Annotated in this window: 17 protein-coding genes; all 17 read left to right on the top strand. The window is 61.7% G+C overall.

The annotated features are described in order from the left end of the window. Positions 1 to 1,493: arsenate reductase (azurin) large subunit (locus QWZ14_RS30580; protein ID WP_290320862.1), on the top strand; the 1,493-nt coding region annotated here is incomplete at its 5' end. Positions 1,494 to 1,705: 212 nt separating this feature from the next. Continuing rightward, a complete protein-coding gene (gene phnC, locus QWZ14_RS30575; RefSeq protein WP_290320861.1) occupies positions 1,706 to 2,530 on the top strand; it encodes a phosphonate ABC transporter ATP-binding protein in 825 nt (274 codons plus the stop codon). Positions 2,531 to 2,547: 17 nt separating this feature from the next. After that, on the top strand, positions 2,548 to 3,564 hold the full coding sequence (phnD, locus tag QWZ14_RS30570) for a phosphonate ABC transporter substrate-binding protein (protein WP_290320860.1): 1,017 nt from the start codon (positions 2,548 to 2,550) through the stop codon (positions 3,562 to 3,564). Next, entirely contained in the window at positions 3,564 to 4,358 is a 795-nt protein-coding gene (gene phnE / locus QWZ14_RS30565) for a phosphonate ABC transporter, permease protein PhnE (protein ID WP_290320859.1), read from the top strand. Before phnD (QWZ14_RS30570) ends, phnE (QWZ14_RS30565) begins: the two co-directional genes overlap by 1 nt. Before the next feature lie 331 nt (positions 4,359 to 4,689). Beyond that, the gene (locus QWZ14_RS30560; protein WP_290320858.1) at positions 4,690 to 5,814 is read left to right on the top strand and encodes a substrate-binding domain-containing protein; all 1,125 of its coding nucleotides are present in this window, start codon (positions 4,690 to 4,692) and stop codon (positions 5,812 to 5,814) included. 25 nt (positions 5,815 to 5,839) lie between these two features. Then, positions 5,840 to 6,811, top strand: coding sequence for a phosphate/phosphite/phosphonate ABC transporter substrate-binding protein (gene phnD, locus QWZ14_RS30555; RefSeq protein ID WP_290320857.1), 972 nt, complete (start codon positions 5,840 to 5,842; stop codon positions 6,809 to 6,811). A gap of 9 nt (positions 6,812 to 6,820) precedes the next feature. Continuing rightward, complete coding sequence (phnC, locus tag QWZ14_RS30550) at positions 6,821 to 7,681, top strand: phosphonate ABC transporter ATP-binding protein (protein ID WP_290320856.1); 861 nt, start codon at positions 6,821 to 6,823, stop codon at positions 7,679 to 7,681. After that, the gene (gene phnE / locus QWZ14_RS30545) at positions 7,678 to 8,505 is read left to right on the top strand and encodes a phosphonate ABC transporter, permease protein PhnE (RefSeq protein WP_290320855.1); all 828 of its coding nucleotides are present in this window, start codon (positions 7,678 to 7,680) and stop codon (positions 8,503 to 8,505) included. The genes phnC (QWZ14_RS30550) and phnE (QWZ14_RS30545) overlap by 4 nt, the downstream gene beginning before the upstream one ends. Then, the gene (gene phnE / locus QWZ14_RS30540) at positions 8,505 to 9,326 is read left to right on the top strand and encodes a phosphonate ABC transporter, permease protein PhnE (RefSeq protein WP_290320854.1); all 822 of its coding nucleotides are present in this window, start codon (positions 8,505 to 8,507) and stop codon (positions 9,324 to 9,326) included. The genes phnE (QWZ14_RS30545) and phnE (QWZ14_RS30540) overlap by 1 nt, the downstream gene beginning before the upstream one ends. Positions 9,327 to 9,373: 47 nt before the next feature. After that, positions 9,374 to 10,234: a metalloregulator ArsR/SmtB family transcription factor gene (locus QWZ14_RS30535; protein ID WP_290320853.1), complete on the top strand. Its 861-nt coding sequence runs from the start codon at positions 9,374 to 9,376 to the stop codon at positions 10,232 to 10,234. Position 10,235: 1 nt separating this feature from the next. Further along, positions 10,236 to 11,285, top strand: coding sequence for an ArsJ-associated glyceraldehyde-3-phosphate dehydrogenase (locus tag QWZ14_RS30530; protein ID WP_290320852.1), 1,050 nt, complete (start codon positions 10,236 to 10,238; stop codon positions 11,283 to 11,285). Continuing rightward, positions 11,285 to 12,508, top strand: a complete 1,224-nt coding sequence (gene arsJ / locus QWZ14_RS30525) for an organoarsenical effux MFS transporter ArsJ (protein WP_290320850.1) — start codon at positions 11,285 to 11,287, stop codon at positions 12,506 to 12,508. The genes QWZ14_RS30530 and arsJ overlap by 1 nt, the downstream gene beginning before the upstream one ends. Positions 12,509 to 12,538: 30 nt before the next feature. Further along, positions 12,539 to 12,898: an ArsR/SmtB family transcription factor gene (locus QWZ14_RS30520; protein ID WP_290320848.1), complete on the top strand. Its 360-nt coding sequence runs from the start codon at positions 12,539 to 12,541 to the stop codon at positions 12,896 to 12,898. Positions 12,899 to 12,900: 2 nt separating this feature from the next. Continuing rightward, positions 12,901 to 13,323 (top strand): arsenate reductase (glutaredoxin), encoded by a 423-nt coding sequence (gene arsC / locus QWZ14_RS30515; protein WP_456307280.1) that lies wholly within the window; start codon positions 12,901 to 12,903, stop codon positions 13,321 to 13,323. A gap of 104 nt (positions 13,324 to 13,427) precedes the next feature. Then, positions 13,428 to 14,741, top strand: a complete 1,314-nt coding sequence (locus QWZ14_RS30510) for an arsenic transporter (RefSeq protein WP_290320846.1) — start codon at positions 13,428 to 13,430, stop codon at positions 14,739 to 14,741. Next, positions 14,738 to 15,808: an ArsO family NAD(P)H-dependent flavin-containing monooxygenase gene (locus QWZ14_RS30505; protein ID WP_290320845.1), complete on the top strand. Its 1,071-nt coding sequence runs from the start codon at positions 14,738 to 14,740 to the stop codon at positions 15,806 to 15,808. Before QWZ14_RS30510 ends, QWZ14_RS30505 begins: the two co-directional genes overlap by 4 nt. After that, positions 15,808 to 16,545, top strand: a complete 738-nt coding sequence (arsH, locus tag QWZ14_RS30500; protein WP_290320843.1) for an arsenical resistance protein ArsH — start codon at positions 15,808 to 15,810, stop codon at positions 16,543 to 16,545. Before QWZ14_RS30505 ends, arsH begins: the two co-directional genes overlap by 1 nt. The last annotated feature ends 177 nt before the right edge of the window (positions 16,546 to 16,722 follow it).

Below are 16,722 nucleotides of genomic sequence, written 5' to 3'. Positions count from 1 at the left end.
CCGGCCCGCGCCGCAATGTGCCAACGCCGCGACGCTTACTCATCTGGGGCAACGACAACTTCCGAACCAACCAGGCCATGGTGAACGTGGCGCTGGCCACCGGCAACATCGGCCGTCCGGGTGGCGGCTGCGTGCGGCTCGGCGGCCACCAGGAGGGCTACGCCCGACCGTCCGACGCCCATGTCGGCAGACCCGCCGCCTACGTCGACCAGCTGCTCATCCAGGGCAAGGGCGGCATCCACCACGTCTGGGGCTGCGACCACTTCAAGACCACGCTCAACGCGGGCGAGTTCAAGCGGACCTACCAGCGCCGCACCAACATGGTGAAAGAGGCCATGGACAGCGTTCCAGCCGGTGACCGCCCGGCCCAGGTCGAGGCCATCATGAAGGCGATCCGCGCTGGCGGGCTGTTCACGGTAAATGTGGACATCGTGCCGACACAGATCGGCTCCTGCGCCCATGTGGTCCTGCCAGCCGCAACGTCCGGCGAGATGAACCTGACCTCCATGAACGGCGAGCGCCGCATGCGACTAACCGAGCGGTACATGGACCCGCCCGGTCGGTCGATGCCGGACTGCCTGATCGCGGCCCGTTTGGCGCAGGCGCTGGAGCGAACCTGGCGCACGGCTGGCAAGGCCGAGATCGCCGACCGCTTCCGCGGCTACGATTGGCAGACCGAGGAGGATGCGTTCAACGACGGCTACCGCAAACACGAGAAGGGCGGGGAGTTCGTTACCTACGCCCGGCTGCGGGCAATGGGGACCAACGGCTTCCAGGAGCCCGCCACAGGCCTTGAGGGCACCGGCCCGGTCACCGCTGGGACCACCACAGGGGCCACCCCGGGGATGATCGTCCAGGGCCCAGCAATCGAGGGCGCCCGGGGCAAGGAACCAGTGCAGCAAGCGGGACCGGGCACCGGTCCTTCGGCAGCGGCCGCTCCACCGTCCGACGGCACCCAATCCATCATCGGCACCAAGCGGCTCTACGCGGACGGCAAGTTCAACCGGCCGGATGGCCGAGCGACTTTCGCCGTCGCCGAGTGGCGCGGCCTCCAGGCCGAGGGTAAGCAGGCCGAGAAGGACAAACACCGCTTCCTGATCAACAACGGCCGCGCCAACCACGTTTGGCAGTCCGCTTACCTGGACCAGCACAACGACTTCGTCCGGGACCGCTTCCCCTACCCGTACATCGAGATGAACCCGGCCGACATGCAGGAGCTGCGGCTCAGCCCAGGAGACCTGGTCGAGGTGTTCAACGGCAATGGTGCTACCCAGGCTGTCGCTTGGCCTGAGGTGCAGGTTCGGCGGAACGAGACTTTCATGCTGTTCGGCTACCCCACCGGGGTGCAGGGCAACGTGGTCAGCAAGGCGACCAACGAGCTCATCATTCCGAACTACAAGCAAACCTGGGGCGACATCCGGAAGATAAGCGACGCACCCGCCGCCGTGCGCCATCTGTCTTGGAAAACCCAGGAATACCGACCTGCTGGCTGAGACAGCCTCTCGTTAGCCTAGCCGTCCATCAGAAGACGCCAGCGTCTCAACCGGCTTCTGCTACACAAAGCGTGAGGGAAGCTCGCTATGGCTCCCTCACGCTGCAAGCGATTACCAAGCAGTTAACGCTTGTCATTAAATGAACACACACAGCCACCCTCAAACGTTGGAAGACGCCAGCCTTGGCGTCCCGCCGCGTATGAGGCCGCAACATGCACCCTGCCATCGTCATTGAAGCTCTTGAAAAGACATTCCAAGGCAATCGGCGGGTACTAGATATCGCATCGCTTACCGTTATGCCTGGCGAGATGGTAGCCATTATTGGCGCGTCAGGGTCCGGCAAATCGACGCTGCTACGCCATTTGTCAGGACTTGCCCGCGCGGACCGCGGTGGCACGAACCGCATCGTCGTCAACGGGCGCTGTGTCCAGCAGCGGGGTCACATTGCGCGCGATGTCCGGCAGATCCGGGCGGGCATTGGCTTTGTTTTCCAACAGTTCAATTTGGTCGGCCGCCTTCCCGTTCTGACTAACGTTCTAGCCGGTGCGCTGTCGAGGTTACCTCTCTGGCGCACCCTTCCGGGATGGTTTCCAGAATGCGAGCAAGAGCGGGCACATCAAGCACTGAAGCGGGTGGGCATTGAGGAGCTTTCGCAGCAGCGGGCCTCCACTCTTTCAGGCGGACAACAGCAGCGCGCGGCCATTGCTCGGGCTTTGGTGCAAGGCGCTCAGGTGATCCTGGCCGACGAGCCAATTGCGTCCCTGGATCCGGAAAGTTCTCGCCGGGTCATGCAGACGCTGGCCGATCTAAATCGTCAGGATGGCATTACCGTGCTGGTGTCATTGCACCAAGTCGATGTTGCAATGCAATTCTGCCGACGAATCGTTGCCCTGCGACATGGCCGCGTGGTGTTCGACGGTGCGCCTAGTGAACTCACCACAGGAGTTCTTTCGGAAGTGTATGGCAGCGAACTGCCGTCGCCCGAGCTAGAGCCAGCCGTCACTGAGGCGCCGCTGCCTGCCTACGCCCGCGCATAATCAGCTGGAGATTTTTCATGCCTGTGATTTCCCGCCGCGCGACCCCTGCCGGGTTGCTTGCAACCGCCCCCCTTATCAGAACAGTGCAGGCGGCAGTTACGGACCTGAACTTCGGAATTATTGCCATCGAAGGCAGCCAGAGCCTCCGAACAAAATGGGAGCCGTTTCTCCAAGATATGGAGAAAGCTGTAGGCATTAAGGTGAACGGCTTCTACCCCTCCGATTATGCCGGGGTGGTTGAAGCAATGCGGTTCAACAAAATCCAAATCGCTTGGCACGGCAACGCCTCCGCTATTCCTGCGGTGGATCGCGCCGAGGGCGAGGTATTTGTACAAAAAACCTACGCTAACGGCGAGCTTGGCTATTATTCCATAATTATCGTCCACCGTGATAGCTCGATTACATCTCTGAATGATATTATAACTTCGACGCCCGGCACGTATAATCTTGGCAATGGTGATCCGAATAGCGCGTCAGGTTTTCTGATTCCAGGATACTATGCTTGGGCCCGCAACAACGTCGACGTCCGCAAATTGTTCAAAAACATTGTCACTGCGAATCACGGTACGAACTTACTAGCAGTAGCAAATCGGCAGGTGGATGTAGCAACCAACAATAATGAGGATCTTGAAGCATTCCGCCGTACGCAACCGGCCCGTGCCGCTTTAGTTCGTGAGGTTTGGCGAAGCCCATTGATCCCTGGGGACCCCATGGTATGGCGCAAGGACCTACCCCCGGATCTGAAGCAAAAGATCCGTGCTTTTTTTCTGGAATATGGCACGGAGCGTGAAGGGGCAGATACCGCGCGTGAGCGGAAGGTTTTGTTTGATCTAGGAGGGTGGGGGGCATTTAGAGCGTCGTCCAACACGCAGCTTCTTCCCATTCGGCAAGTTCAACAATACCGGGACCGCCTTGCAGCCGAAAACAATCCAAATCTCTCGGCTGATGATAAGGCAAAGCGGCTGCAAGAGATCGACGATCGTCTCAAGGCTTTGGATCAGCAGATGGAAGACGCCAAAGCGGTGTCGAACTGATGCTGTTACGTGCCACATCGCCTGATAAGCCGCTCTCGTATATGCCAAGCCTTGCTCGGCTGCTCAGTTGGCTTGCAGTGGCGGCGGTGTTCGCCTGGTCGTGGCACGGTGCGGATATAAGACCTCTCGAGCTCGCCAAATATTCTGGTAACATCGTCACTCTGGCTCACGACTTTTTCCCGCCGGATTTTAACGAGTGGCGCTCGTATGTCTCAGGCATGCTGCTGACCGTCCAAATAGCTGTGTGGGGCACTGGACTGGCAATCGTATGCGCTGTTCCATTAGGCCTTCTGTGCGCCGGAAACATTGCCCCATGGTGGATCACGCAACCGACTAGGCGCCTCATGGATGTCTGCCGCTCAATCAACGAGCTGGTATTCGCCATGTTGTTCGTCGTGGCTGTAGGCCTCGGCCCTTTTGCCGGTGTGCTCGCGCTCTGGGTCCATACAACCGGCATCCTGGCAAAGCTATTTGCAGAGGCCGTCGAAGCGATTGATGCAAGCCCGGTCGAGGGCATCAGGGCCACTGGTGCTCGTCATATTGAAGAGATCGTATACGGTGTGATCCCGCAGGTGATGCCGCTTTGGGCTAGTTTTTCTCTGTATCGTTTTGAGAGTAACGTGCGATCTGCTTCGGTCATTGGTCTGGTAGGAGCAGGCGGTATAGGACAGATCTTGTGGGAAATAATCCGAGCATTTGAGTTCCAGCAGACTTGCGCAATAATGATTATTATTGTTGTGGGCGTTAGTCTTATTGATGCAATGTCGCAGCAGATCCGTCGAGCTTTTATATAACTAGAGATGCGCCGTTTAGGTTGCATCTGACTGACTGTTTGAGAATCCGTATGTGATTCCAAATGTGGTGCCGCTTGCACGGCCCAGCCCCAAACCTTGTTGCCATCAGGGTTCGAACAGTCAGTCATGTCTCCATCCGCTGCCTTTGCGGTTGCGACCGCCGTGCTCAGGCTTTGTAGCCTTGTCGGTCATGAGGCAGTGCCGGTGCGGGACGGCGAGGTTTCATAATTCGGAAACACACTTTCTCCGGTCAGTGCGCTACGACGCTTCTGGAATCTTTGAAACGTCGCTGGGAAGCCTAGGCGCCTGGCCACAACAAGGTTGAGAAGCGATGCCCAATTCCGCCTCGAGACGAGCCTCCAACCTCATTGCTAAAATTCGCCAAGGCAGGCCGCGGGTGCGGCCGGTGTTCTTCAAGCCACTACTAGCTGCAGCGCTGCTCGCCACGATGACGTGGGTTCCACTGCCTGCCGCGGCCCAGCCAAGGGGGGCAGTGCTCGTCACCGGCAGCTCCACCGTCTTTCCCTTCAGCAGCGCGGTCGCTGAAAGGCTGGTGGAGACCGCTGGCGACCAGCGGGTCAAGGTTGCGAGTACCGGTACGGTGCATGGCTTTGCCCAATTTTGTCGGGGACCAAGCCTGGAGCACCCAGATGTTCAGAACGCCTCCCGCCGGATGACGGCGGGTGAGTTTTTGCTATGCGTGCGAAACGGCGTGAACGAGATCATGGAGATGCCGATCGGCTTCGATGGCATCGTCGTCGCCCATCGGAAGGGATTGCCGTCACCGAGCTTTACCCTATCCCAACTCTGGTTGGGCATCGCCAAGGAGGTTCCACAGAACGGCCGCTTGGTGCCCAATCCCTATACCTCTTGGCGCCAGGTGTCGGCCGACCTGCCGGACTGGCCCATCCGGGTCATTGGCCCGCCGCGAACATCCGGCACACGCGACAGCTTCACCGAGCTGGCGATGATGGCAGGCTGTCGTTCCGTCCCCGAAGTGGCCGCCATTGGCGACATATCCCAGCGAAACCGTGTCTGCGCCACCGTGCGGGAGGACGGCCACTGGATCGATGCCGGCGAGGATGACGAAGCCATTGTCCGCCGCATCACCACTGACCCAGATGGCACGCTTGGTATCTTCGGCTTCAGCTTCCTCGACGCTGCCCGCGACCGCATCGAAGGCTCCGCCATCGGTGGGGTCGACGACACACCGGCAACCATTGCGTCCGGTCGGTATCCACTGTCGCGGCCGCTCTTCCTCTACGTGAAGCGCCCAAACTTGGACCGAATCCCGGCTTTGAAAGACTACTTGACCGAGTATGTCTCCGACCGTGCTTTGGGCAGCGGTGGATACCTGGCTCAGCGCGGGCTAGTGCCACTGAGTGCCGATCGCCTGCGAGAAGTTCAGAGCGTGGTCCGCGAGCGCATCGTCATGAATCGCCAACCGAACGGCTGAACGTCGGCGTCTATAGGAGATGAGAATGCTCAACAGACGCACGACGCTTCTGAGCGTGGTGGGGCTCGGTGCTTCATCAGTAGCCGCGCAGCAGGCACCCGCGCCGACGTCCCTAGATAGTCGCTATAGCGATCAGGGCGGGGACATGGTCGCCGACACGCCACAGGATGCCAAGCAACAGGTTGATCCGTCGACGCTCATCTTTGCCTACACGCCGGTCGAGGACCCTGCTGTCTACCGCAAGGTCTGGGACGGCTTCCTAGCGCATTTGGCAAAGGAAACGGGCAAGCGAGTCCAGTTTTTTGCTGTGCAGAATAACGCGGCGCAGATTGAAGCGATGCGCGCCGGACGTCTGCACGTCGCGGGCTTCAACACTGGCTCCACGCCATTGGCAGTCAACTGCTCTGGCTTCGTACCTTTTGCAATGATGGCGTCCAAAACAGGCGAGTTCGGCTACGAGATGGAGGTCATTGTTCCCTCCGATAGCCCAATCCAGAAGCTCGAGGATCTGCGCGGCCGTACCTTGACGTTCTCGCAGCAGACCTCGAACTCCGGCTACAAGGCGCCGGTCGCCCTATTACAGAGTCAGTTCAACCTGCGTGAGGGCACTGATTACCGCTCCAACTTCTCGGGCCGCCACGACAACTCCGTAATCGGGGTGGCTAACCGGGACTACGAGGCGGCCGCCGTCGCTAACAGCGTGATGCGCAGGATGATCGCCCGCGGCACGGTGAACGGCACTGGTATCCGCACCATCTACAAGAGCGACAGCTTCCCGACCACGGCCTACGGCATCGCGCACAACATCAAGCCGGAACTGGCCGAAAAGATCCGGGCGGCCTTCTTCTCCTACAACTGGGAGGGCTCCGCGCTGCTCGAAGAATTCGGCAAGTCGGAGCCGCCGCAAGAGAAGTTCATCCCCATCACCTACAGCGAGCAGTGGAGCGTAATTCGGCAGATCGACCAAGCCACCAACGTTTCCTACACCTGCCGCTAAGTGACGAGAATGATTGAGCTGGGAACCTTGCCTTCGACGGTCCTGGAAGTGGCTCGCCTGAACAAGCGTTACCCCACAGGCGACCTTGCCCTTCGCGACGTTGACCTCCGGATCGGTCGCGGTGAAGTGGTGGCCCTCATCGGACCTTCGGGAGCTGGAAAGTCCACCCTGATCCGCTGCGTCAACCGGCTCGTGCAACCTACTTCCGGCTCAGTCCGCCTCGATGGAACTGAGGTAACCGATCTTGGGAGCGCCTCCCTGCGCCGGGCGCGTAGGCGCATGGGCATGATCTTTCAGGAATACGCTCTTATCGAGCGGCTGACAGTGATGGAGAACGCGCTTTCCGGCCGCCTTGGTTATGTTGGCTTCTGGCGCTCCTGGTTCCGGCGCTTCCCGACAACTGACGTGGCGGAAGCCTTCACGCTTCTTATCCGGGTCGGCTTGTCGGACATGGCGAACAAGCGGGCTGATGCGCTCTCCGGGGGCCAGCGTCAGCGCGTGGGCATTGTGCGAGCTCTGATGCAGCGGCCGGAGCTCCTGCTGGTCGACGAGCCCACCGCCAGCCTGGACCCCAAGACCAGTCGTCAGATCATGCGCCTCATCCTTGAGCTCTGTACCGAGCGCGGACTGGCGGCCATTATCAACATTCACGACGTCGCTTTGGCGCGCCAGTTCGCGCAGCGCATCGTCGGCTTGCGCGCGGGCGTCATTGTCTTTGACGGTCCGCCGAACAGCCTGGACGCAGCCGCACTAACTGCCATCTACGGCGACGAGGATTGGACGGCAACGCTGGGCCATGGCGGTAAGGTCGCGGAGGACGAGCATCGATCTGCCGTACCCGAGGTCGAGCGTCTCGCGGGACTCGCATGAGCACCTCCCAACCTACGGCCAATTCATATACGGCACAGGCCGCTGGCTGGCGCCCGCCGCCTCTCATCAGTAGCCCTGCTTTGCGTTGGATGTTGCTGCTGGGTTGCCTGGCTTGGCTCCTGGCTGCCTTGATGACGATGGAGATCAACTGGACCCGGGCAGCTGAGGGCTGGCAGCGTGGGGGGCGCTTTCTGGCAGCCTTCGTACCCCCTGATTTCACTTCGAAGTGGGACGACATCGCTGAAGGGCTGCTGGAGAGCGTGACGATGACGGTCGTCTCCACGGTGCTTGGCTTGGCGCTGTCAGTGCCAGTGGCTGTGGGTGCCGCACGCAATCTGGCGCCACGTCCTGTCTACCTGCTCTGCCGGGCGGTCCTAGTGGTGAGCCGCACCTTCCAGGAGGTACTCATTGCCATCCTGTTCGTGGCCATGTTCGGCTTTGGTCCACTGGCGGGCACTTTGACACTCGCCTTCGCCACTATTGGTTTCGTGGGCAAGCTCCTTGCCGAGGATATCGAGGCAACTGATCCAGCCCAACTCGAAGCCATGCGCGCGACCGGCGGCTCGTTCTTGCAAGGGCTGGCCTGGGGCATCCTGCCGCAGGTCAAGCCACGCCTTCTTGGTCTCTCGCTGTACCGCGTCGACATCAATTTTCGGGAGTCGGCCGTGCTTGGCATCGTCGGTGCGGGCGGCATCGGGGCAACCTTGAATACGTCGTTGGACCGCTACGAGTTCGACACCGCGGCCGCCATCCTGCTGCTCATCATCCTCATCGTCATGGTGTGCGAGTATGTTAGCGGCGTCATCCGCAGGGCAGCCCTTTAATGAGCGGCAACACCGAAGCCCTGAAGCAGAACGTCGTTTGGCGCCGCCGGACGCCACAAGGTGACGTGCTAGCCTGGGGCGCCTGGCTCGCTATCGTGCTGGCGACGGTCCTCTCGTTCCGGCAGATCTCGAACGTGACGATCTGGGATTTCGTCTGGGATGCTCCGCAGCAGGGCGCCGACCTGCTCTCCCGCGCCGTGCCACCTCGTTGGGGCTACGCCAGCGTGCTGTGGAAACCGCTCTGGGACACGGTCAACATGGCCACCATGGGAACCTTGGCGGCCGTCATCCTTGGCATTCCTGTGGCCGTGCTGGCGGCACGAAACACCACGCCCAGCGTCCTCCTCGTCAGGCCGCTGGCCCTGTTCGTTATCGTGGCCAGCCGTTCCATCAACAGCCTGATCTGGGCGCTGGTCCTGGTGGTCATCATTGGCCCCGGTCCGTTGGCAGGCACCTTGGCCATCGCGCTGCGCTCTGTCGGCTTCATCGGCAAGCTGCTTTACGAAGCCATAGAGGAAATTGACCCTGTCCAGGTTGAGGCCACCGAAGCAACGGGTGCCTCGCGCGCCCAGGTGCTGGCCTGGGGAATCATGCCTCAGGTAGCACCCGCCATCGCAGGCATCGGCGTCTTCCGCTGGGATATAAACATCCGCGAGGCCACAGTGCTTGGCTTGGTCGGCGCTGGTGGCATTGGCCTTCAGCTAGAGGCATCGGTAGCGACCCTCGCCTGGCCCCAAGTCAGCGTCATCCTTTTACTCATCCTGGCGACAGTGATTGTCAGCGAATGGGTCAGTGTACGGGTCCGGCAAGCTATCACCTAAGCCGAATATCACAGAAAAACCCTCGAGCATTCGAGTAAAATGGAAACATGGAAGCACCTGACGCCGCATCCGTCTTTGCCGCTTTAGGACAAGGGTCCCGCCTGGACCTCCTCCGGACACTTCTGGAGGCGGGACCAGCCGGCTTGTCCGCAGGCACGATTGGGACGGCTCTCGGCATCGCCCCATCGACGCTGTCGTTCCATTTGCGTGCCCTAGAGCAGGTCGGGCTGGTCCGCTCGACCCGGCAGGGCCGTAGCTTGATCTACACCGCTCAGATCGAACGCCTGCGTCATCTAATCATCTTCTTGTCGCAAGACTGCTGCGGCGGACGCCCCGAGCTTTGCAACGACCTGGTGCAGGCTTGGCCCACCAGCCCTCCGGAGAACGGTCCCATGATCCCTGCCTACAACGTCCTCTTCCTATGCACGCGCAACTCCGCCCGTTCGCTGCTGGCCGAGGCCATCTTGAACAAGCTCGGTGGCGAGCGCTTCCACGCCTATTCGGCGGGATCAGACCCGGCACCCCAGCCAATGCCTGAGGTCGTCGAGAAGCTGAAGAACCTCGGGCACGACGTCTCCAGCATTCGCAGCAAGTCCTATCGGGAGTTCCAGAAGCCGGAGGCTCCTCGGATGGACTTCGTCATCACGCTCTGCGACGAACTTCAGGGCCAGCACTGTCCCGACTTTGGTGGCCATGCCATCACAGCCTCCTGGCCGCTCCCCGGACCTGGTCAGTTCGCGCCGGGTTCTCATGAGCGCGTCCTGATGCTGAATGAGCTGTACGCTAGCTTGTTCCGCCGCCTCGGCATCTTCACTAGCCTCAACATGGATGCTCTGGACCGCATGTCGCTTCGGCACCGGTTGGATCACCTAAGCGAGGCTCCTCTCACCGTCGCCAAGGAACACTGACATGCGTGTTGGCATCAACGGCATGGGCCGTATCGGCAGACTGGCGTTCCGTGCCGCCCTAGGTGGCGTGTTTCGGGAAGCGAGCGACCCGCGCGGTATGAACCGCCTCGACATCGTCCACGTAAACGAGCTCAAGGGCGGCGCCGCTGCGACGGCCCACCTTCTCGAGTTCGATAGCATCCATGGCCGCTGGCGGGAGCAAATTGCTGGCGAAAGCGATGAGGCTATCTTCGTCGGGAATCAGCGCATCGGTTTCAGCGCATCGGCCGCTCCGGCAGACGTACCTTGGGGTGACTTGGGTTGCGATGTTGTTCTGGAGTGTACTGGTAAGTTCCTGAAGCAGGAGCAGCTGCAGAGCTACTTCGATCGTGGCGTGAAGCGTGTCATCGTGGCCGCGCCGGTGAAGGATCCGGCGGCAGCGGCCATGAACATCGTGGTTGGGGTTAATGACGACCGCTATGACCCGGCGCAGCACCGATTACTGACGGCCGCATCCTGCACCACCAATTGCTTGGCGCCGGTGGTTAAGGTCGTCCATGAGGCCATCGGGATCCGGCACGGCCAGATCACCACCATCCATAACCCGACCAACACCAACGTAGTGGTGGATGCCCCGCATAAGGACCTGCGGCGCGCCCGCTCCGCCATGCTGTCCCTCCAGCCCACGACGACCGGCAGTGCCACTGCCATCGCGCTCATCTATCCAGACCTCCAGGGCCGCCTGAACGGCCACGCCGTACGGGCGCCGGTGCTGAATGCGTCCCTGACAGACGCTGTTTTCGAGATGCAGCGAGAGACTACCGAAACCGAAGTCAACGAGTTGTTCCGCTCAGCTGCAGCCGGACCTCTGGCGGGGATCCTTGGCTACGAGACGCGGCCGCTGGTCTCGGTCGACTACGCCAACGACACCCGAAGCGCCATCGTTGATGCGGCCAGCACCATGGTAACCAACGGAACAATGCTCAAGGTTTACGCGTGGTACGATAACGAGATGGGTTACGCCTGCCGTATGGTGGACCTCGCTAACATCGTCAGGGAGCGGGGCATCTAATGTCCGTTGTCCGCAACTATCTCATCGTGACCGGCGCCTACTGGGCCTTTACGCTTACCGATGGCGCGTTGCGGATGCTGGTGCTTTTGCACTTCTATCAGCTTGGCTATACGCCCTTCACACTGGCCTTCCTGTTCCTGCTTTACGAAGCGGCGGGCATCTTCGCCAACCTTGGCGGCGGGTGGCTGGCGGCGAAGTTCGGTATCCCCCGCATGCTAGCGATCGGCCTCACGCTTCAGATTGGCGGCTTGGTGATGCTGTCGGCGCTCGACCCGGCCTGGAGCGCCGCCGCCTCCGTCGCCTGGGTGGTCTGCGCTCAAGGCATCTCCGGGGTGGCCAAGGACCTGACCAAAACGGCCTCGAAGTCAGCCATTAAGGCGTCTTCGCAGCAGGGCGCAGGTCAGTTGTTCCGCTGGGTCGCTTGGTTCACCGGCTCGAAGAATGCCATGAAGGGCTTCGGCTTCTTCTTGGGCGGCTTCCTGCTTCAGGCCGTTGGCTTCCGTCAGGCGCTCTGGTTGCTGGTGGCGTTGCTGGCCATGGCGCTCGTGGGAGTGCTGCTCTCCCTGCCGCGCGAACTCGGCAAAGCCAAGGCGTCCAAGAGCTTCAAGGAACTGTTCGCCAAGAACCGCGGCGTCAACCTGCTGGCAGCCGCTCGAGTCTTCATGTTTGGCTCGCGCGACATCTGGTTCGTCGTAGGTCTGCCGGTGTTCCTCTATAGCCAGGGCTGGAACTACGTCGGCGTATCCACTTTCCTGGCTGCCTGGACGATCGGCTACGGCGGCGTGCAGGCTTTGGCGCCGCAGGTGGTCCGCCGCAGCCAGGACGGGCTGTCGCGCGAGGTGCCGGAGGCGCGCCTCTGGGGTGTCGCGTTAGCCATCATCCCCATCGCCCTCGGCTTGATGCTGGCGACCGGCGCTGTGGGCCGCCCGGATCTAGTGGTTGTAGCCGGGTTGGCCATTTTCGGCTTCGCATTCGCGGTGAACTCATCGCTGCACTCCTACCTCATTCTGGCCTATGCGGGCTCGGAGAAGGCAGCCGAGGACGTCGGCTTCTACTACGCCGCTAATGCCGCTGGCCGCCTGGGCGGCATTCTGCTCTCGGGCCTCCTAACCCAGTACGCCGGACTGGAAGGCTGCCTCTGGGGATCGGCGGCAATGCTCGCCGCCTGCGCCTTCCTGACGTTCATGCTCCCGAGCGACAGGAAGGCTCCTCTGACGGCTTGATTCTCCCCATATATCGTTTACTCTGGATATATGGAATTGCATGAGGCTTTGGTCTGTCTGGGCGCCCTCTCGCAGGGCACTCGCCTGGAGACCTTCCGCCTGCTGGTACGCCACGAACCGGAAGGCTTGCCAGCTGGTGAGGTCGCGCGGCGGCTCGATGTGCCCCAGAACACCATGTCGACGCATCTGGCGGTCCTTACACGCGCTGGGCTGCTGCGGTCAGAGCGCCACAGCCGCTCTATCCTCTACCGGGCTGATCTGAACTGCCTGCGCGAGATGATGCTGTTCCTGATCAAGGAATGCTGCGACGGACGCGCGGACCTCTGCGAGCCGCTCATCGCCGACCTGCTCCCCTGTTGCCCGCCGTTGCCTGGGAATGCCGTCCAATGAGCATCGATGTCGTGATTTACCACAACCCCGCCTGCGGCACGTCGCGCAACACGTTAGCGATGATCCGCAACGCGGGCATCGAGCCACACGTGGTCGAGTACCTGAAGACGTCACCGTCACGGACCTTGCTGCTCCAGTTGATGAAGCGCGCCGGACTAAAGCCACGCGACCTGTTGCGTCAGAAGGGCACGCCTTATGCCGAACTGGAATTGGGCAATGTGATGCTGACGGATGAGCAGTTGGTGGACGCCATGATGCAGCACCCCATCCTCATCAACCGTCCCCTCGTGATCACTGAGCTTGGCGTGAAGCTCTGCCGCCCCTCCGAGACCGTTCTCGACATCCTGCCGCAGCCGCAGCAGGGCGCGTTTAGCAAAGAGGATGGCGAGATGGTCGTCGATGCTGAGGGCCACCGCGTAGCCTGACCGCCCCTTCCGCCACTCTTCTCCATCATCCCAAGACGTTTTGCGCTGCCGTGTGTCAACGGCTGACGCTGCTTTGCGCCCTCATACCTGTGAGAACACGCCCCATGCTGGCACTGGCTATCTTTGTCCTCACCCTCGTCCTGGTCATCTGGCAACCCCGTGGCCTTGGGATAGGCTGGTCAGCCATGGGAGGCGCCGCGTTAGCGCTCCTGACCGGCGTCATTGGCTGGGCCGATGTACCGGTTGTCTGGAACATTGTCTGGGACGCCACCTTCACCTTCGTGGCGCTCATCATCATCTCGCTGCTGCTCGACGAAGCCGGGTTCTTCCAATGGGCCGCATTACACGTAGCGCGCTGGGGCGGCGGCAATGGCAGGCGGCTGTTTCCGCTCATCGTGGTGCTGGGCGCGCTCATTGCCGCATTCTTTGCCAATGACGGTGCGGCACTGCTGCTGACGCCGATCGTCATGGCTATCCTGCTGCGGCTGGACTTCTCCACGGGCGCGACGCTGGCCTTCATCGTCGCTTGCGGCTTCGTGGCCGACACCACAAGCCTGCCGCTGGTGATCTCGAACCTCGTCAACATTGTCTCTGCCAACTTCTTCGGCATCAGCTTCGACCGCTATGCCGCCGTCATGGTGCCGGTAAACCTGGTGGCGTTGGCAGCAACGCTCGCCGTGCTCTGGGCCTACTACGGACGTCATGTGCCCGCCAGCTACCGAATGGATGAACTCGAGCGGCCCAACACGGCCATCCGTGATCACCTCGTCTTCCGGGCGGCCTTTCCCCTTCTTGCTGTGCTCCTACTGGCCTACTTCATCCTGGCGCCGCTTGGCGTACCAGTGGCAGCCGTGACCGGCGCCGCGGCTTTGGTTTTGCTGCTTCTGGCTGGGCGCTGGCACCGAGGTGGCCACGGTGGCGTGGTGCCCGTACGCAAAGTGCTGGCAGGCGCGCCCTGGCAGATCGTCATCTTCTCCCTAGGCATGTACCTTGTCGTTTATGGCCTGCGGAACGCCGGGCTGACGGATTACTTGGCGCAGGCCCTGGTTTGGCTGGCGGGGCATGGCCCCTGGATCGCCACCATCGGCACTGGCTTCGGTGCAGCCCTGCTGTCCTCGGTGATGAACAACATGCCGGGCGTGCTAGTCGGGGCGCTGGCTATCGAGCAGGCGCAGGGCATCCCGCCCGCCATCCGAGAGGCCATGATCTACGCCAACGTCATTGGTTGCGACCTCGGCCCCAAGTTCACCCCAATCGGCAGCCTGGCGACCCTGCTCTGGCTGCATGTGCTGGCGCGCAAGGGCACCACCATCACCTGGGGGCAGTATATGAAGGTCGGCTTGGTCATCACACCGCCAGTCCTGCTGGTGGTGCTGGCGGCCCTGGTGCTCTGGCTGCCGGTGGTAGGCACGCCGTGAGCGGCGATTTTGTCCGTGATGTGGTGGTCATCGGTGGTGGGCAATCCGGCCTTGCCGCCGGCTACTTCTTGAATCGGGTGGGCCTTAGCTTCCAAATTCTGGACGCCAGTGATTGTCCCGGGGGCGCCTGGCCTGACGCTTGGGACTCCCTACGGTTGTTCTCGCCTGCTCAGATGAGTTCGCTGCCGGGCTGGCCCATGCCGCCCTCGACAGGCGGCTATCCGTCCCGGGACCACGTGGTGGACTACCTCACGCAATATGAGCAGCGGTACAGCTTGCCTATCCAACGGCCGGTCCGTGTCACAGGTGTCGCGCGCTCGGCCGACGGACTTTCGGTGCAGACCAACCGAGGCACATGGCTGGCCAAGGCGGTCATCAGCGCGACAGGAGGCGCCAGTCAGCCCTTCATCCCGCCCTGTTCCAGCCGGGCACTGTTCCGCGGCAAGCAGATCCACTCCTCCACCTACCGCCGCCCAGACGGTTTCGCGGGGCAACGTGTGCTGGTGGTGGGCGGCGGCAACTCCGGCGCGCAGATTTTGGCTGAGGTATCCAAGGTCGCCGAAACAACCTGGGTCACGCCGGAACCGCCCCGCTTCTTGGCGGACGACGTGGACGGCCGCGTGCTGTTCGAGCGTGCCACCCAGCGCGTGCGCGCCCAAATGGAAGGCCGCGCGCCGGATGTGCCAAGAGATGGGCTGGGCGACATCGTCATGGTGCCGTCCGTGCGGGACGCGCGCGACCGCGAGGTCCTCTACACCGTCCGCCCCTTCGTTCGCTTCGACCCCCAAGGCGTGGTCTGGCAGGACGGAACGCGCAGCCCTGTAGATGCCGTCATCTGGTGTACGGGCTTTAGGCCGGGCCTTGATCATCTAGCGCCGCTTGGCGTGGTGGAGGCGGATGGTCGCGTGGCTGTCGAAAACGGCCACTCCACGCGAGAGCCGCGCCTCTGGCTGCTTGGTTACGGCGACTGGACCGGCGCCGCCTCCGCGACCCTGGCAGGCATTACTCGGTCGGCCCGTGACACCGTTCACGCCATCCAACAGTTCTTGACGACAGGGAAACCCTGATGCCCTCCGAACTCGACCTCTCGCTGCCCAACATTACCGACGAACACTTTCAGATTCCGGATCTGATTAGGCTCGGCATCCCCAACGCCAGCAAGCACCCGCCGCGCATCTTGCTGCTCTACGGCTCGCTGCGGGAGCGCTCCTACAGCCGCCTGCTGACTCTTGAGGCCGAACGCATCCTTCACCGCCTCGGTGCTGAGACGCGCGTCTACGACCCCCGAGAACTTCCTGTGGTGGACAGTGTATCCGCCGACCACCCCAAAGTGGCGGAACTTCGGGAGTTCTCCCTCTGGTCCGAAGGCCACGTATGGTGCAGCCCGGAGCGGCACGGCGCTATCACCGGCATCTTAAAGAACCAGATCGACTGGCTGCCGCTGGAAAATCGCGGCGTCCGGCCAACGCAGGGGCGTTCGCTGGCGGTGATGCAAGTTTCCGGCGGCAGCCAGAGCTTCAACAGCGTCAACACGCTGCGCCTGCTTGGCCGGTGGATGCGGATGATCACCATCCCCAATCAGTCTTCTGTGCCCAAAGCGTATGAGCAGTTCGACGAAGCGGGCCGCATGCTACCCGGCCCGCTTTACGATCGTGTTGTGGACGTGATGGAGGAACTGGTGAAGTTCACCCTGCTTACACGCGACGTGTCCAGCCACCTGACTGACCGCTATAGCGAGCGCAAGCAGCGGGCCGAGAAAGAGGCCAAAGCAGATCAGGCTAAACTTTCCGGCGCGGTCGGCTAGTGAAGCGAATCTAACGTTTGGTGCCCGCGCCTGAAATCGGTGATGATTTTTTCTGGATCTTTGGTCATTGGAAGAGCTGTGGGTGGCCGTTGGTTTCGGTGAAGACGCGCTTGATGGCAGCCTGCAAGGCGACCAACGGTAAGCGCAGACACCGGGCCCTTCTTGCGTCGGTTCTTT

The sequence above is a fragment of the Paeniroseomonas aquatica genome (assembly GCF_030409335.1).
In the GTDB taxonomy this organism is placed as follows: domain Bacteria; phylum Pseudomonadota; class Alphaproteobacteria; order Acetobacterales; family Acetobacteraceae; genus Belnapia; species Belnapia aquatica.
Note: the sequence above shows the minus strand (reverse complement) of the source record. Positions and strands in the feature narration are given on the sequence as shown.

Excerpts from the sequence above, each read along its gene's own strand:
- phnC (WP_290320861.1), top strand. The coding sequence starts at position 1,706 with ATGCACCCTGCCATCGTCATTGAAGCTCTTGAAAAGACATTCCAAGGC.
- phnD (WP_290320860.1), top strand. The coding sequence starts at position 2,548 with ATGCCTGTGATTTCCCGCCGCGCGACCCCTGCCGGGTTGCTTGCAACC.
- phnE (WP_290320859.1), top strand. The coding sequence starts at position 3,564 with ATGCTGTTACGTGCCACATCGCCTGATAAGCCGCTCTCGTATATGCCA.
- QWZ14_RS30560 (WP_290320858.1), top strand. The coding sequence starts at position 4,690 with ATGCCCAATTCCGCCTCGAGACGAGCCTCCAACCTCATTGCTAAAATT.
- phnD (WP_290320857.1), top strand. The coding sequence starts at position 5,840 with ATGCTCAACAGACGCACGACGCTTCTGAGCGTGGTGGGGCTCGGTGCT.
- phnC (WP_290320856.1), top strand. The coding sequence starts at position 6,821 with ATGATTGAGCTGGGAACCTTGCCTTCGACGGTCCTGGAAGTGGCTCGC.
- phnE (WP_290320855.1), top strand. The coding sequence starts at position 7,678 with ATGAGCACCTCCCAACCTACGGCCAATTCATATACGGCACAGGCCGCT.
- phnE (WP_290320854.1), top strand. The coding sequence starts at position 8,505 with ATGAGCGGCAACACCGAAGCCCTGAAGCAGAACGTCGTTTGGCGCCGC.
- QWZ14_RS30535 (WP_290320853.1), top strand. The coding sequence starts at position 9,374 with ATGGAAGCACCTGACGCCGCATCCGTCTTTGCCGCTTTAGGACAAGGG.
- QWZ14_RS30530 (WP_290320852.1), top strand. The coding sequence starts at position 10,236 with ATGCGTGTTGGCATCAACGGCATGGGCCGTATCGGCAGACTGGCGTTC.
- arsJ (WP_290320850.1), top strand. The coding sequence starts at position 11,285 with ATGTCCGTTGTCCGCAACTATCTCATCGTGACCGGCGCCTACTGGGCC.
- QWZ14_RS30520 (WP_290320848.1), top strand. The coding sequence starts at position 12,539 with ATGGAATTGCATGAGGCTTTGGTCTGTCTGGGCGCCCTCTCGCAGGGC.
- QWZ14_RS30510 (WP_290320846.1), top strand. The coding sequence starts at position 13,428 with ATGCTGGCACTGGCTATCTTTGTCCTCACCCTCGTCCTGGTCATCTGG.
- arsH (WP_290320843.1), top strand. The coding sequence starts at position 15,808 with ATGCCCTCCGAACTCGACCTCTCGCTGCCCAACATTACCGACGAACAC.